Annotated in this window: 16 protein-coding genes; 6 read left to right on the plus strand and 10 right to left on the minus strand. The window is 68.8% G+C overall.

What is annotated here, in order from left to right:
* Positions 1-2 precede the first annotated feature (2 nt).
* Entirely contained in the window at positions 3-791 is a 789-nt protein-coding gene (locus U5918_RS11465; RefSeq protein ID WP_336001494.1) for a hypothetical protein, read from the minus strand.
* Positions 792-913: 122 nt separating this feature from the next.
* Positions 914-1201, minus strand: coding sequence for a DUF5789 family protein (locus tag U5918_RS11470; RefSeq protein WP_336001495.1), 288 nt, complete (start codon positions 1199-1201; stop codon positions 914-916).
* Positions 1202-1309: 108 nt separating this feature from the next.
* On the opposite strand from U5918_RS11470, the gene U5918_RS11475 reads away from it, so the two are divergent.
* The 3 genes from U5918_RS11475 to U5918_RS11485 all read left to right on the plus strand — a co-directional run bounded on the left by U5918_RS11475 (position 1310) and on the right by U5918_RS11485 (position 2862).
* Entirely contained in the window at positions 1310-2086 is a 777-nt protein-coding gene (locus U5918_RS11475) for a PHP domain-containing protein (RefSeq protein WP_336001496.1), read from the plus strand.
* 63 nt (positions 2087-2149) lie between these two features.
* Positions 2150-2314 (plus strand): DUF6757 family protein, encoded by a 165-nt coding sequence (locus tag U5918_RS11480; protein ID WP_336001497.1) that lies wholly within the window; start codon positions 2150-2152, stop codon positions 2312-2314.
* 80 nt (positions 2315-2394) lie between these two features.
* Positions 2395-2862 (plus strand): cupin domain-containing protein, encoded by a 468-nt coding sequence (locus tag U5918_RS11485; RefSeq protein WP_336001498.1) that lies wholly within the window; start codon positions 2395-2397, stop codon positions 2860-2862.
* A gap of 28 nt (positions 2863-2890) precedes the next feature.
* On the opposite strand, the gene U5918_RS11490 is transcribed toward U5918_RS11485, so the two are convergent.
* The 5 genes from U5918_RS11490 to U5918_RS11510 form a co-directional block, all read right to left on the minus strand.
* The gene (locus U5918_RS11490; RefSeq protein ID WP_336001499.1) at positions 2891-3394 is read right to left on the minus strand and encodes a hypothetical protein; all 504 of its coding nucleotides are present in this window, start codon (positions 3392-3394) and stop codon (positions 2891-2893) included.
* A gap of 151 nt (positions 3395-3545) precedes the next feature.
* Positions 3546-4709, minus strand: a complete 1164-nt coding sequence (locus U5918_RS11495) for an acyl-CoA dehydrogenase family protein (RefSeq protein ID WP_336001500.1) — start codon at positions 4707-4709, stop codon at positions 3546-3548.
* 91 nt (positions 4710-4800) lie between these two features.
* Positions 4801-5529 (minus strand): type 1 glutamine amidotransferase, encoded by a 729-nt coding sequence (locus U5918_RS11500; RefSeq protein ID WP_336001501.1) that lies wholly within the window; start codon positions 5527-5529, stop codon positions 4801-4803.
* 79 nt (positions 5530-5608) lie between these two features.
* Complete coding sequence (locus U5918_RS11505; RefSeq protein WP_336001502.1) at positions 5609-5788, minus strand: hypothetical protein; 180 nt, start codon at positions 5786-5788, stop codon at positions 5609-5611.
* Positions 5789-5831: 43 nt separating this feature from the next.
* Positions 5832-6623 carry an alpha/beta fold hydrolase gene (locus tag U5918_RS11510; protein WP_336001503.1) on the minus strand — a complete coding sequence of 264 codons (792 nt, stop codon included), beginning with the start codon at positions 6621-6623 and terminating at the stop codon, positions 5832-5834.
* 183 nt (positions 6624-6806) lie between these two features.
* Between U5918_RS11510 and U5918_RS11515 the strand changes: the two genes are divergently transcribed.
* Entirely contained in the window at positions 6807-6938 is a 132-nt protein-coding gene (locus tag U5918_RS11515; protein WP_336001504.1) for a hypothetical protein, read from the plus strand.
* Between the two features lie 37 nt (positions 6939-6975).
* Here the strand turns inward: U5918_RS11515 and alaS are convergent, their stop codons facing one another.
* Complete coding sequence (alaS, locus tag U5918_RS11520; protein WP_336001505.1) at positions 6976-9747, minus strand: alanine--tRNA ligase; 2772 nt, start codon at positions 9745-9747, stop codon at positions 6976-6978.
* Positions 9748-9906: 159 nt separating this feature from the next.
* Between alaS and U5918_RS11525 the strand changes: the two genes are divergently transcribed.
* A complete protein-coding gene (locus U5918_RS11525) occupies positions 9907-10413 on the plus strand; it encodes a TspO/MBR family protein (RefSeq protein WP_336001506.1) in 507 nt (168 codons plus the stop codon).
* A gap of 7 nt (positions 10414-10420) precedes the next feature.
* On the opposite strand, the gene U5918_RS11530 is transcribed toward U5918_RS11525, so the two are convergent.
* Positions 10421-11398, minus strand: coding sequence for a replication factor C small subunit (locus tag U5918_RS11530; protein WP_336001507.1), 978 nt, complete (start codon positions 11396-11398; stop codon positions 10421-10423).
* Positions 11399-11672: 274 nt separating this feature from the next.
* Between U5918_RS11530 and samp2 the strand changes: the two genes are divergently transcribed.
* Positions 11673-11879, plus strand: a complete 207-nt coding sequence (gene samp2 / locus U5918_RS11535) for a ubiquitin-like small modifier protein SAMP2 (RefSeq protein ID WP_336001508.1) — start codon at positions 11673-11675, stop codon at positions 11877-11879.
* 4 nt (positions 11880-11883) lie between these two features.
* Here the strand turns inward: samp2 and U5918_RS11540 are convergent, their stop codons facing one another.
* Positions 11884-13662: a sensor histidine kinase gene (locus U5918_RS11540; protein ID WP_336001509.1), complete on the minus strand. Its 1779-nt coding sequence runs from the start codon at positions 13660-13662 to the stop codon at positions 11884-11886.
* Positions 13663-13693: the final 31 nt, after the last annotated feature.

Here is a 13693-nt window from a genome sequence, read left to right on the forward strand (position 1 = left end):
GCTCAGCGCTCCGGGGACGGGTAGTTCCCGCGCCCGGTCTCCGTGTACCCGTCGCCGGTCACCCACCCGTCCTGCGGGCCGGTGGCCCGGAACGTCGCTCTGTCGGTGTACTCGTTGCCGGTCCACCCGCCGGTGAACCACTCGTTGTAGCCGCCGAAGGTCACGATGCCGCTGACGCTCGCGTTCGCCGGCGCGTCGTAGGACATGTACATCGGCGCGTCGTAGGCGAAGCAACCGGACTCGTTGCGGTAGGGTAACGAACACTCCGAGGGGGTCCGCGACACCGCGTCGTCGGCGTAGAAGGTCGGCTCCGTCCCGAACGGGGACTGCGTCTCCAGCGGGTAGTCGGCGGCCACCGACACGCTCACACCGACCGTTCGCTGGGTGACCTTCTGGTGGTCGGGGTTCGAGGGATCGTACGCCGACTCGGAGATCTCCTCTCTGCGACCCATGTCCCCCGATTCGACGACCCGATAGTACCGGGTTCTGACGGGGAGCTCGTCGGTGACGAGTTCGAGCATCCGCCCGTGGTCGGTCTCGACCACGGTCGCCGCGAAGTTGCCTTCGATCGACCCGTTAGGGGCGACGACGCTCGCGTTGATCGGGGTCGCGCCGTCGACCTGCGGGAGCGGGACCCGGAGCGTCGCGTTCTGCAACGTCGCGTTCGAGTCGATACCGACGCTGTACTCGTAACTGCTCGCGTAGCTGTCGGGGTTCGGACCGAGGAACGAACAGCCCGCCAGCACGGCGAGGCCGACGAGCAACAGGACCGGCAGTAGCTTGCGTACCATCTCGTCTCACTCGCCCGATACGATAACCACCGCACAAAACCTTCGGGTCTGCGGCGACCGATTGCACCGCGCTCCCGCGCTCCCGTTTCGGCGTGAACGGAGCCGATCCCCGGCTCGAGCGCTCAGAACGAGAGCTGCTCGTGGCCTTCCTCGCCGATGCAGGAGGGATCGCGGTCGCTGTAGCCCTTCCGGCCGATGGCGTTGTTGCTCACCGCCGACAGGGCCGCGAGCCGCAGGTCCTCGGCCGATTCGAAGGTCTCCGCCTCGAGGCGGCCGAGCACGTCCCCCAGCCGTTCGTCGCCGTTCGGCAGTTCCAGTTCGAGGTCCCCGTACTCGGCGATGACCTCCTCGCTCGTCGCCGGGTACGCCTGTGCACCGATCCGTTCGTCCAGCCCACTCAGTAGACGCATACCCGCCGAGTCGTTCACGGTCGTTCATAAACGTTCGCTATCGATTCTTCTAGTGCCATTAAGGACCACGACCGCAAGCGGCATGCGGGGGGGACTCCCAGCCCGGACATGGTCGTCGCGGACCTCCACGTCCACACGACGCGCTCGGACGGGACGCTGACGCTCGATTCGGTGCCGAAGGCGGCCCGACGAGCCGGCGTCGAGGTCGTCGCCCTGACCGACCACGACCGGTTCGATCCGTCTCTCGACGGGGCCGTCACCGAACGCGAGGGCGTCACGATCGTCCGCGGCATCGAACTCCGGGTCGACGCAGGTTCCCAGCGCGTGGATCTCTTGGGCTACGGACTGGACCCGACGCCCGCGCTCGAAACCCTCGTGACGGAGATCCAGCGCGATCGCGGTGAGCGCGGCCGGGCCATCGTCGACTGCGTCGAGGACCGCCTCGGCGTGACCCTCGACGTCGAGATCCGTCCGGGGCTCGGTCGCCCCCACGTCGCGCGCGCCATCGACGAGAGTCCCGCCGACTACGACTACCAGGACGCGTTCGACCGCCTCATCGGCGACGACTGTCCGTGTTACGTCGCCCGCGAGATCCCCTCCTTCGAGCGGAGCCGGGAGGTCCTCGACGGGGCCTGCGGCGTCGTCGGCCTGGCGCACCCGCTGCGGTACGAGGACCCCGAAGCGGCGCTCGAACTGACGGCCGACCTCGACGCCGTCGAGCGGTACTACCCGTACGGCCGCGACGCCGATCCGACGCCGGTCGAACGGGCCGTGGAGACCCACGATCTGCTCGTCACCGGGGGGAGTGACGCCCACGACGAGCGACTCGGGCTCGCGGGGCTGGACCGGGCGGCGACCGGGACCTTCCTGACGGCGCTGCGGTAGGTCGTCAGACGACCGGCTGACGAGTTCGCAGGGTTCAAAGCCGCGCAACTCGTACCCAGGAATATGCGGTGTCACTACTGCGACCGCGACGCGGACATCGCGGTCGAGAAAGACGGCGTCAAGGTCGGTGTGTGCGAGGCCCACTTCCGTGAACAGATGGAGGAACTCGCCGACAGCGACGCCATCGCCAACCTCGAAGAGGAACTCGACATCGACGGCCGCGAGTAGGCCGTCGCCGCCCACCTCTCCCCCGCCAGACGACCGTCCCGACCGCGTAGACTTTTGCATCCGGCCCCGGAAGCCGGTGTATGGACAGAGCCACTGTCGACGAGCTCGACGACAGGATGGGTCCCGCGGACGCGAAACGCAAACTGGGCGACGCCGTCGGCGCGACCGACCTGGCGCTGAACTACTACGAACTCGAACCCGGCGACAGCTTCGGCTTCGGCTACCACCGCCACAGCGACCAGGAAGAAGTGTTCTACGTCGTCACTGGGACTGTGACGTTCGAGACCGAGGACGGCGACGTCGAGGTGACCGGCGGCGAGTGCGTCCGCTTCGAACCGGGCGAGTGGCAACTCGGCACCAACGAGGGCGACGAACGCGTCGTCGCGCTGGCCATGGGCGCCCCGAAGGAGATGGGCGAGACGGAGATGCTCCGCGAGTGCGAGGACTGCGCCGGCCGGACCGAACAGGACCTCGAACTCACCGACGACCGCGACGCAATTTTGACGATCTGTACCGACTGCGGCGCCGAGACCGGCCGGTTCGAGTGAGGAACGAAAGAGGAGTCGCGGTGCCCGCTCACGTCGCCGGCCGGGACCCGGCGGCGGCCGCGCGGCGGAGGGCGAGCCCCGAGAGGACCGCGCCGACGAGGAACACGGCCGTCGCGAGGTAGATCGGTCCCAGGTGGGTCACCCAGTCGTGTGCGAACAGGCCGCCGTAGTGCATCGGGAGCGCGAACCCGAGCGCCACGACCGGAACGACGACGGCGGTGACCCACGCCCAGGTCTGGCCGCTCCGAACGCCGTACCAGGCGAGCGCGGCCACGGCGAGTCCCACGGCGATCAACAGGCCCGAGATGGCCACGTGGAGATGGTTGATGTAGTTCGCCATGGCCGGATTGCTCGCGGCCAGTTGCCCGGCGGTGACGCCGCCGAGGGTGTCGACGCCCAGTTCGAATCCGCTCCCGAAGAAGGTCCGGGCGAGGAAGACGAGTCCGTACCCGACGAACCCCACCCCGGCGAGGACCATCAGCGCCGCGCCCGTCCGGAGGCGACTGGCGATGCTGTGCTCCGGCGCTTCCACACTGCCTGTGTATTGTTCACCCATAGCATACACCTAGCGGTCCCTACACCGCGGACTGAAATAATCGATTTGGCCCCTCCGCTAACGCGTTTCCCGTGTCAGGTCGGCGGACGCGACGGTTTGCGACCGAACTCCAGTCGGGTACGGCCGATTAGCTGTACGCCTGGAGTCCGGTCAGGTCCTCTCCCAGGATCAGGGTGTGGATGTCGTGGGTGCCCTCGTAGGTATACACGGTTTCGAGGTTCGCCATGTGGCGCATCGGGGAGTAGTCCGCCGTGATCCCGTTGCCGCCGAGCATCTCGCGGGCGATGCGGGACTCGTCACGGGCCATCCTGACGTTGTTGCGCTTGGCCATCGAGACGTGCTGGGGGCGCATCTCGCCGCGTTCCTTCAGGTCCGCGAGCCGGTGTGCCAGGAGTTGCGCCAGGGTGATCTGGGTGGCCATCTCGGCGAGTTTCTGCTGCTGGAGCTGGAATCGACCGATGGGCCCGCCGAACTGGTCGCGATCCTTCGCGTACTGGCGGGCGGTCTCGAAGCAGTCCCGCGCGGCGCCGATAGCGCCCCAGGCGATGCCGTAGCGGGCCTGCGTGAGGCATCCGAGGGGTCCGCCCATGCCCTTGGCACCCGGCAGCAGGTTCTCTTCGGGGACGAAGACGTCGTTCAGGCCGATCTCGCCCGTGATGGAGGCTCGCAGCGAGAGCTTCTCGGTGATCTTGTTGGTCGAGACGCCGTCGCGGTCGGTTTCGACCAAAAAGCCCCGGACCGGCGTGTCGGGGTCCGTCCGATCACGTGCCCAGACGATCGCCACGTCCGAAATCGGTGAGTTCGTGATCCAGGTCTTCGACCCGTTGAGCAGGTAGCCGCCGTCGGCTTCCTCGGCTCGGGTCTCCATCGCCGTCGGGTTCGAGCCGTGTTCGGGCTCTGTGAGGCCGAAACAGCCGACCGCTTCACCGCTCCCAAGTTTGGGCAGCCACTCCTCTTTCTGTTCCTCCGAACCGTAGGCGTGGATGGGGTACATGACGAGCGCGCCCTGCACGGACGCCATCGAGCGCAGGCCCGAGTCGCAGGCTTCCAGTTCCTGCATCAGGAGTCCATACGCCGTCTCCGAGACGTTCGGCGAGCCGTACCCCTCCAGATTCGGGGCGTAAAAGCCCATCTCGCCCATCTCGGGGATGAGGTCTTTGGGGAAGGTGCCCTCGATCCAGTGCTCGCCGATGTCGGGGCGCACGTTCTCGTCGACGAAATCCCGGGCCGTGTCGCGGATCATCCGCTCTTCCTCACCGAGGTCGGCCTCCAGGCCGAAGTAATCGAGCATACCCGTGTTACGTTTCCATCTGTAAAAACACTACCCAACTAGCCCGCGGTTGTTAACCGGTTCGCGAGTGGTCGGGGGCGGTCGACGTCGGTCAGTCGTCGGCGGCACTGACGCCGGCCTCGCCGCCCGTCCGCTCGGCCTGGACCTCCCGGACGAACGCCAGGTAGTTGTCGAACAGGCGCTTTGCCTCGCAGGCCGCGTCGTAGTTCTCCGCGTGGATGCCGTCGAGGACGCGCTGGATGCGCTCGTCGCTCAACTGGTCGTCCTTGCCTTCGGTGACCGACGCCGCCGTCTCCATGTCGTACTCGGGGTGGAACTGGACGGCGAACACGCGGTCTTTCCGGAAGCCGTGGATGCCGAACTCGTTTTCGGCGAAGACGGTCGCGCCCGGCGGCGCCTCGGCCACCCGGTCGGAGTGGGTGGTGAAGACGGTGAAATCCTCGTCCACGCCGTCGAGGAGCCGGTTGTCGCCGTCCTGTTCGACCTCTCGATACCCGATCTCGTACTCGTCCATGGGCTCGACCCGCCCGCCCGTGACGTCCGCGAGCAACTGGTGGCCGTAACACACGCCCAGGCCCGGCAGGCCGGCCTCGATGGCGTCGCCGGCCCACCGCTTCAACTGGCCGATCCACTCGCGCTCCCAGTAGACCGAGGCCCGCGACCCCGTGACGACGAACCCGTCGTACCGCATCGTCTCCGGGACCTCGCCGGACGGACAGTGGAACTCGACGAGGTCCGCGTCGAGTTCGCGGCGGAAGTTCCGCCGGGTGTCTGCGCCGTCGTGAGCCGCGTTCAGCAGGGCGATGCGTGGCCGCGTCATTGCCACTCCCTTTCGGCTCCAGACGGATATGCCGTTCCGTCTCGACACGACTTGCCGCACTCTCGGTCGCCCCGACCGCTCACGACTCCCGGTCCCCGCGCTCGCGGACCTCCTGCCACGACGAAGCATCGAAAAACGACTGCAACGCCATCAGGACGCCGACGTACGAGCCGAAGGCGACGACCAGAACCGGGACGACGAGGAGGAGGACCAGTCGACCGATACCGTACCCGCCGAGCATCTGGAGGACGACAGTCATGTGCGTAGCATACACTACTGGCTGATAACTGTCACGGTCTCGCTCAGTACTCGCTGTCCCCGTGTTCGTCCAGCTGCCCGACCAGCAGGTCTCCGACGGCCGCCGGCTCCTCCGCCGCGACGAGGTGCCCCGCGTCGATACCCTCGAAGGAACCACGGGGCAGGTCGTCGGCGAGGTCGCGTCCGGCCGCGACCGGGACGACCGCGTCGTCCCGTCCGTGGACCACGAGCGTCGGCGTCGTCACCTCGTAAAGGGAATCGGTCGCGTCGAACTCGGTCGTCGCTTCTCGCTGGGCCGCCCAGCCGTCGGGGTCGGCGTCGTCCTCGGTCCGCCACTCGACGATCCGGTCGACGATCTCGGGGTGGGCGTCGACGACGCCGTCCGAGAACGCACGCTGCAGTGAGGATCGGAGCGCCTCGGGATCGTCCCGCGGGGCCTGCAGGGCGGCGAGGGCGTCGGCGTCGACGCGGCTCCCGTCCGCGGTCGTCCCGAGCAGCGCGAGCGTCGCCGCGCGCGAGTGTTCCTGGGCGTAGGCCAGTGCGACCATGCCGCCCAGGCCCGCGCCGACCAGATGCGCCCGCCGGGCCCCGTGATCCGACAGGACTGCCTCGAGGTCCGCCGCGAGCGTCGCGACGTCGTACGGGCCCCGCGGCGCGTCCGAGCGCCCGGTCCCGCGAAGGTCCCAGACGAGCGTCTCGAAGGGACCCGCGAGTTCCTCGACGAGCCACGACCAGCACCACGCCCCGTAGCCGGCGGGGGTCACGAACGCGACCGTCGGCCCGTCGCCCGCGGTCTCGTAGAACAGGTCCACGTCGCCGTTTGTCGCCGTTGGCACGTCCGACCGTTTCGCCTGCAGGGGCTTCAGTCCTCCTGGTTCTGCCGCGACCGGGACTGGCTGTCTCCCGACATCCGCTCACCGCGTGGTCGATGCTCGTCGGCGCGGCGATGCTGCACGCCGGTAGCCTCCTGGCCGGCGAGGCGCCGCTTTCGACCCCGTCGCCGCCGATCGCGCTGGCTGGTGCTCGACGAACCCGTGTCGGCCTGGACAGTCGCCGGGTTCTGCCTGATCCTCGCCGGCTTCGTCCTGCTCAAACGGTCGGCGCTCCGGGGCGAACTCCGGCGGCTCCGCTCCGAGGGGCTCGCCGAGTAACGGTCGTCGCCAGAAAAACGAGGGTCCGAACCCCGCCTCAGGCGTTCTGGATCTGCGCGAGAATGTCCGGTGCGTCTTCGAGCGCGTCGTCGAGTTTGTCGCCGTCGGGGCCGCCGCCCTGCGCGAAGTCCGGCGGGCCGCCGCCGCCACCGCCGACGCGCCCGGCGAGTTCGCCGACCACGTCGCCGGCGTCGACGCCTGCGTCGTCGGGGACTGCCACGACGAACTGCGCCCCGTCCTGGCCGCTCCCGATCACGGCGATCTTGCCCTCCTCGACGAGGGCGTTAGCCGTCGCACGGAGTTCGTCCATGTCGGCGTCCAGTCGCTGGATCACCGCGGGGGTCCCGCCGACGTCGACCTCCTCGCCGCCGTCGCCCTCGGCGCGGACCGCGGCGAGTTCCTCCTTGAGCTGTTCGATGGTCTTGCCCCGGGCCTTCCACTCCTCGAAGAACCGCTCGGCCGTCTCGGGGACCTCCTGCGGGCTGACGTCCAGTGTGTCGGCGGCGGCGTAGAGGGCGTCCTCGGTCTCCTGGGTGGCGGCGATGGCGGCGGCGCCGGCCGCGAAGGTGAGCCGCTCGACGCCGTCCTGGATGCGCTCCGTCCCCAGGAGCTTGATCGCGCCGATATCGCCCGTGCGGGCGACGTGGGTGCCGCCGCAGGCCTGGACGTCCTCGTCGACGTGGATCAGCCGGATCTGCTCGCCCGTCGGGATGCCGCCCTGGTAGAGGTCGAAACCGTGCTCGGCCTCTGCCTCGTGGCGGTCGGGCCATTCCTGGCTCACGGGGCCGTTCTCCATCACGACCTCGTTGGCGAGCCGTTCGATCTCCCTGACCTGCTCGCGGGTGACCGGCTCGTAGTGGCGCACGTCCAGCCGGGCGCTGTCGGTGTGTTTCTGCGCGCCGGCCTGGCGGATGTGCTCGCCCAGCACCTGCCGGGCGGCGTGGCCGACGATGTGCGTGGCGGTGTGGTGACGCATGAGCTGTCGCCGCCGGTCGGCGTCGATGCCCCCGCGGACGAACTCGCCTTTACCCGGGTCCGCGTCGGTCCGGTGGCGGACGACGCCGTTTTCGATCTGGACGTCGGTCACCTCGGCGGTGACGTCCTCGGCCGTGATCGTCCCGCGGTCCGCGGGCTGGCCCCCGCCCTCCGGGTAGAACATCGTCTGGTCGAGGACGACGTCGAAGTCGCCGTCGTCGCGCTCGAACACGTCGAGCACCATCGCCTCGAACTCGGTGCGGTCCTGGTCCTCGTAGTAGAGGAGGTCGGTCTCGGGCAGGTCGGACAGGCGGTCGCCGTGCCCGTCGACGTCGGCCTCGGTGGCCGCTTCCTCGGCGTCGTGGCGGTTCGCCACCAGCGAGTAGAAGTCGTCCGGCACGTCGACGGCCACGTCGCGCTCGGCGGCGATCTCCTCGACCATGTCCGGCTGGATCCCGTGGCTGTCGTACAGTTCGATCAGCTCCTCGGTCGGAATCGCCTCGCCCGACTCGGCGTACTGGTCGGCCAGCTGGCGGACCTTCCGGCCGCCCCGATCCAGCGTCTCGCGGTACTTCTCGACCTCCGTGCGGACGATGTCGCGGACGGTGTCGCGGTTCTGGTAGCCCAGCCGGTCGGCCTGCATGTCGACGAGTTCGTCCAGCGGCGCGTCGACGCCGACGTTGTCACAGAGGCGCTTGGTGCGCCGGAGGACCATCCGCGCGAGATAGCCCGTCCCGACGTTCGAGGGGACGATGCCGTCCCCGAGCATGTACGCGAGCGTCCGCGCGTGGTCGGAGATGGCGTAGATGTCCTCCAGCGGTTCCATCAGTTCGCGCAGTTCGTCGGCGGAGACGCCGACCTGCTCGGCGATGTCGGCGCGGGCGGCCTCCACGTCGTCGACGTCGTCGATGTCCAGACTCCCGGAGAGCCGCGCGGCGTCGTGGACGATCGACGCCTCCTCGTCGGTGAGGTCGACCCCTGCGTTGTCCTTCAGGAAGTCGATCATGTCGGGGTAGATCGCCTCGTAGACCGTCGGCGTGCCCTGGCTCATCCACGTCCAGCGCTCGATGCCGTAGCCGGTGTCGATCACTCGCCGATCCATCCGCGAGTAGGTGTTGCCGTCCTTCAGTTCGTACTCGCCCTCCGGATCCTGCTCGAAGCACATGAAGACGAGCGTGGCGAGTTCCAGTCCGCGGTAGATGACCTCGAAGGCCGGGCCGGCGTTGCCGCCGCCGACCCACGGGTCCTCGATGAACGTCAACTCGCCCATGTCCGCCCCCAGCGACTCGAAGAACTCGACGCAGTACTGCACGCACTCTTCCTTCCAGTAGACCTCGCCCTCGTAGGCGTACCCCGAGCCTTCGGCGGCGTTGAAGGCGTGGTGGCCGCCCATCTCGAAGGCCATCGTGTGCCGGCCCGTCTTGCCGACGTTGTCGATGTCCTGCATCCGGATGCAGGGCTGGGAGACGACGAGGGGGTTGGCCGGCGGCGGCGACTGCCCCGAGGTGACGTGGGGCTGGAAGTCGTAGATGGACGCCTGGGTCAAGAGGACGTCGTCGCGCCAGCGGTTGGCCGCCACGGGATACGGGTCGACCCGCTCGTGACCGTTGTCCTCGAAGAAAGAGAGAAAGGTCTCGCGCATCTCCGTCAGCGACTGGGCCTCGTCGAAACCGGGTTCGTCGATGAAACTGTACTCAGCACACGGCGGTTCGCCGCAGGTCTCACGGCTCTCGTCGCGGGTCCAGAAGTGGTCCCCACACGATCCACACTCCAGCCGGTGAAACCCCTCATCCTCGAAGTACTGGAGCTGGTACTCCTCCTCGAGCTCGCTCATTCGTTGCCCTACTGTGGCCAACCTGGCGGTAAAACAGTTCCGAACAGCCGGCGAGATTCGCCGGGGCCAGCCCCACGGTCGGGCGATCCGGCCGCCGTCGCGGCCCCGTCGGGACCGCTCGCCCGGACGCTCTTTACGCTGGCCGCCGACCATCGAACCGTGTCCACGCACGACTCCGCTCCCACCCTCCCTCGACGCCGTCCGCTCGCCTCGCTCGCCCTCGCCGTCCTCGCCAGCGAACTGGTCGGGGCTCTCGGTAACCTCATCTCGCTGGGCGGCGTGACGACCTGGTACCCCACGCTGACGAAACCCGGCTTCACCCCGCCGGGCTGGGTCTTCGGCCCGGTCTGGGTGACGCTCTTCGCCCTCATGGGCGCGGCAGCGTGGCTCGTCTGGCGGACCGGGCTCGACGAGCGCCGAGTCCGGCTCGCGCTGGCGCTCTTCGCCGGCCAGTTCGCGCTCAACGTGGCGTGGTCGGGCGCGTTCTTCGGCCTGCGCTCGCCCGTCGCGGGGCTGGTCGTCATCGCCCTCCTGTGGCTCGCCATCGTCGCGACCGTGTGGGCCTTCGCCCGGGTGGATCGGCGGGCGGCGCTGTTGCTCGTCCCGTATCTGGCGTGGGTGAGCTTCGCCGCGCTCCTGAACTACGAACTCTGGCGGCTGAACTGAGGCCGAGTCAGTCGTCCAGCGCCAGCGAGGCCAAAAGTGCCTCGAGCTGGATGCGCTCGTTGGCCCCCTCGGTGATCCGGTAGTCGGCCTCGCCGATGCGGTCGAGCAGCGTGACCGCGGCCTCGTCGTCGAGGTCGAACTCCCAGACCGAACGGTGCATCTGGTCGATCACGTCGCCGCCGGCGATCCCCGACTCGGTGAGCAGGTCGTCCAGTCGGGAGCGGGCCGCGACGAAGTCGCCGTCGAGCGCCAGGGTGACCATCTCCTCGATCTCCTCGGGCCGGGCCGTCGAGGTGATGGCGTACACTGACTCCTCGTCGACCACGTCGCCGGTGACCGAGGCGGCCTGCAGGCCGTTGATCGCCCGGCGCATGTCGCCGTCGGCGGCGTAACAGAGGGCGTCGACGCCCTCGTCGGTGACCTCGATGCCCTCTTCTGCGGCGATCTTGCGGACCTGCGAGGCGACGGCCTCGTCCGAGAGGGGCGCGAAGCGAAAGACCGCACAGCGGGACTGGATCGGGTCGATGATCTGGCTGGAGTAGTTACAGGAGAGGATGAAGCGGACGTTGTTCGAGAACTCCTCCATCGTCCGGCGCAGGGCCGACTGGGCGTCCGAGGTGAGCGAGTCGGCCTCGTCGAGGAAGATGATGCGGTACTTCGCGCCGCCGAAGGAGGAGCGGGCGAAGTTCTTGATCCGCTCGCGCACGACGTCGATCCCGCGCTGGTCGGAGGCGTTGAGTTCCAGGAAGTGCTCCTCCCAGTCCTCGCCGTACAGTTCCCGCGCGATGGCGAGCGCGGCGGTCGACTTGCCGATGCCGGCCTCCCCGGAGAACATGAGGTGGGGGAGGTCGTCCCGCGCGACGTAGCTCTCGAGGCGCTCGGTGATGGTGTCCTGTCCGACGATGTCTCCGAGGGTCTGGGGGCGGTACTTCTCGATCCAGATCTCGTCCCGCCCGGCCCGCGACTCGGTGGCTCCCTCGCTCATGTCCCCGGGGAGGAGTGGCCCAGCCTTAAACGGTCCGGGACCGCCCGCGTCGGGGGGTCCCGCGACCACGGGATCGGGGGACAGCCGCCCGGTAAGCCCTCGATAACTACCCGCCTGGCGGCCCGCCGTCCGGCATGGACAGAGACACGGACTTCCTCGTGGTCACGGCCATCGGCCTCGCGCTGTCGATCTGGGTGCTCGCGAGCATCGTGCGATCGAACCGCGCGAATCGGTGAGCGACACGCTCAAACCGGTCGCGGCCCCTCGTCCGGACATGGTGACGGTCGAAGTGGTCGGCGAGGACACGTACGAGATCGACCTGTCGGCGCTGGGGCCCGACCCGACCTACGCCGACCTCGTGGCGGCCGTCGACTACAGCCCCCACGAGGTGTCCGTCCTCGTCGACGACACCCCGGTCCCGGAGGACCGGCAGGTGGAGACCGATCACGTCCGAATCCTGCGACTGATCAAAGGCGGGTGAAGCGCTAGCACCGCTCCGACGAGGTGGCGTCCGACACCGATTCGGACGATCCGGCTGCGTCGCCGCCGAGCGTCACGCCCGTGAACTCGACGCGCGCCCCGCCGGCGTCCTCGCACTCGGTGACGGTCGTCGTCCAGCCGTGGGCCTCGGCCATCGTCTCGACGATGGCCAGCCCCAGTCCCGTCCCGTCGTCGCGTTCGCTGACCCCGTACTCGAGCACCGCGTCCCGATCCTCGGGCCGGATGCCGGGGCCGTCGTCCGCGACGAAAAAGCCCGCTCGCCCGTCGGTGAGCGGCCCGACGGTCACCGTGACGTCGTCCGATCCGTGCTGGACCGAGTTCCGGAAGCAGTTCTCGAAGACGGTGAGCAGGCGACTGCGCTCGGCCGTGAGGGTCACAGAGTCCGCCACCGCCAGCGAGCCGGTGCCGGTGTCGACGTTCGCCCACGCCGCCCGCGCGGCCGCGTCGAGATCGACCTGTTCGGTGTCGTCCTCGGAGACTTCGGCGCCGCCGCGAGCGATCGCGAGGAGGTCGTCGATGATGGTCTCCATCCGCTCGTTGGCCCCCTGGATCTTCCGGGCGTGTTCGCGGACGCGTTCGGGGTCGTGGCCGTCGGCCACGTCGTCTTCGATCAGTTCGGCGCGCATGTTCGAGACGGAGAGGGGGTTGCGCAGGTCGTGGGAGACGGTGCTGGCGAAGCGGTCGAGGCGTTCGTTCTGTCGCTCGAGTTCCTGCCGGTACTCCTCGCGGTCGGTGATGTCGCGCAGGTGGACCGCGTAGCCGACCGGTTCGGTCGCCGCCGGGTCGCCCTCGATCCGCGAGAGGACCGCCGAGTAGTGGCGGCTGGTCCCGCCGACGTCGAGGGTCACCTCGGCGACCGTCTCCGCCTCACGGTCGTCGAAGGCGACCTGTTCGTTCAGGCTCGGGAAGGCGGACGCGAAGGGCTGGCCGACGGCCTCGTCGACGGCCGGAAACAGCTGGGCGGCCGCCCCGTTGTAGTCCGCGACCCGTCGACCGGCGTCGAGGACGACGACCGGGTCCTCCAGGCGCTCGATGAGCCTGTTCCGGGCCACCGGCTCGAAGTCGAGCAGGTCGTACCAGAAGACCGCGGCCGTCCCCGCAAGCGCCAGCGGCAGGACGCCGAGGCTGGCGTGGTCGAAGCCCGCGACGGGGAGGGCGTCGACGATGGAGAGGGCGTTCAGGCCGACGATGAGGCTCACGGCGATCGAGAGCAGGATAATCCGGACGCGCGTCCCCCGGCGCGTCGACGCCAGGAAGACGGTGATCAGGTAGAAACTGGCGCCGACAGTCAGGTAGATGACGGCGAGGACGGCGAAATAGGCGAGGCCCCGTTCGTTGCTGACGAAGGTGAACGGCTCCGTGAACCGGGGCGTCGCCCGCCACATCAGGTGGTGGAGCGGGTTCGTCAGGGTCAACCCGACGTACGCGAGGCCGGTGCCGGCGAGTGCGGCCTGCACCCAGCGGCGCCGGTGGAGGGTCTTGCCCGTGTACTGGCAGGCGAACACGAACCAGAGGGCGGCGTCGAGGAGGCCGAAGCCCAGTTCCAGCCTGACGATGGTCTCCATCACGAGCCAGTTCGACGTGGCGACGTGCAGGGCCACGCTCAGCGACCACGCGACCGAGGTCGCGAGGATCATGACGAACGTCTTCGACCCGCGGACGCCCTGAATCGTGTACACCCAGTAGGCGACGCCGACGCTCGTGACCGACGCCGCGAGCAGGACCCCGGTGTAGAGGAGGCCGAGAACCGAACTGGGGGCCATTCAGTTACCGTCTCGGGTCGGCATCTATATG

The organism is Halorientalis sp. LT38 (assembly GCF_037031225.1).
GTDB classification, from domain to species: domain Archaea; phylum Halobacteriota; class Halobacteria; order Halobacteriales; family Haloarculaceae; genus Halorientalis; species Halorientalis halophila.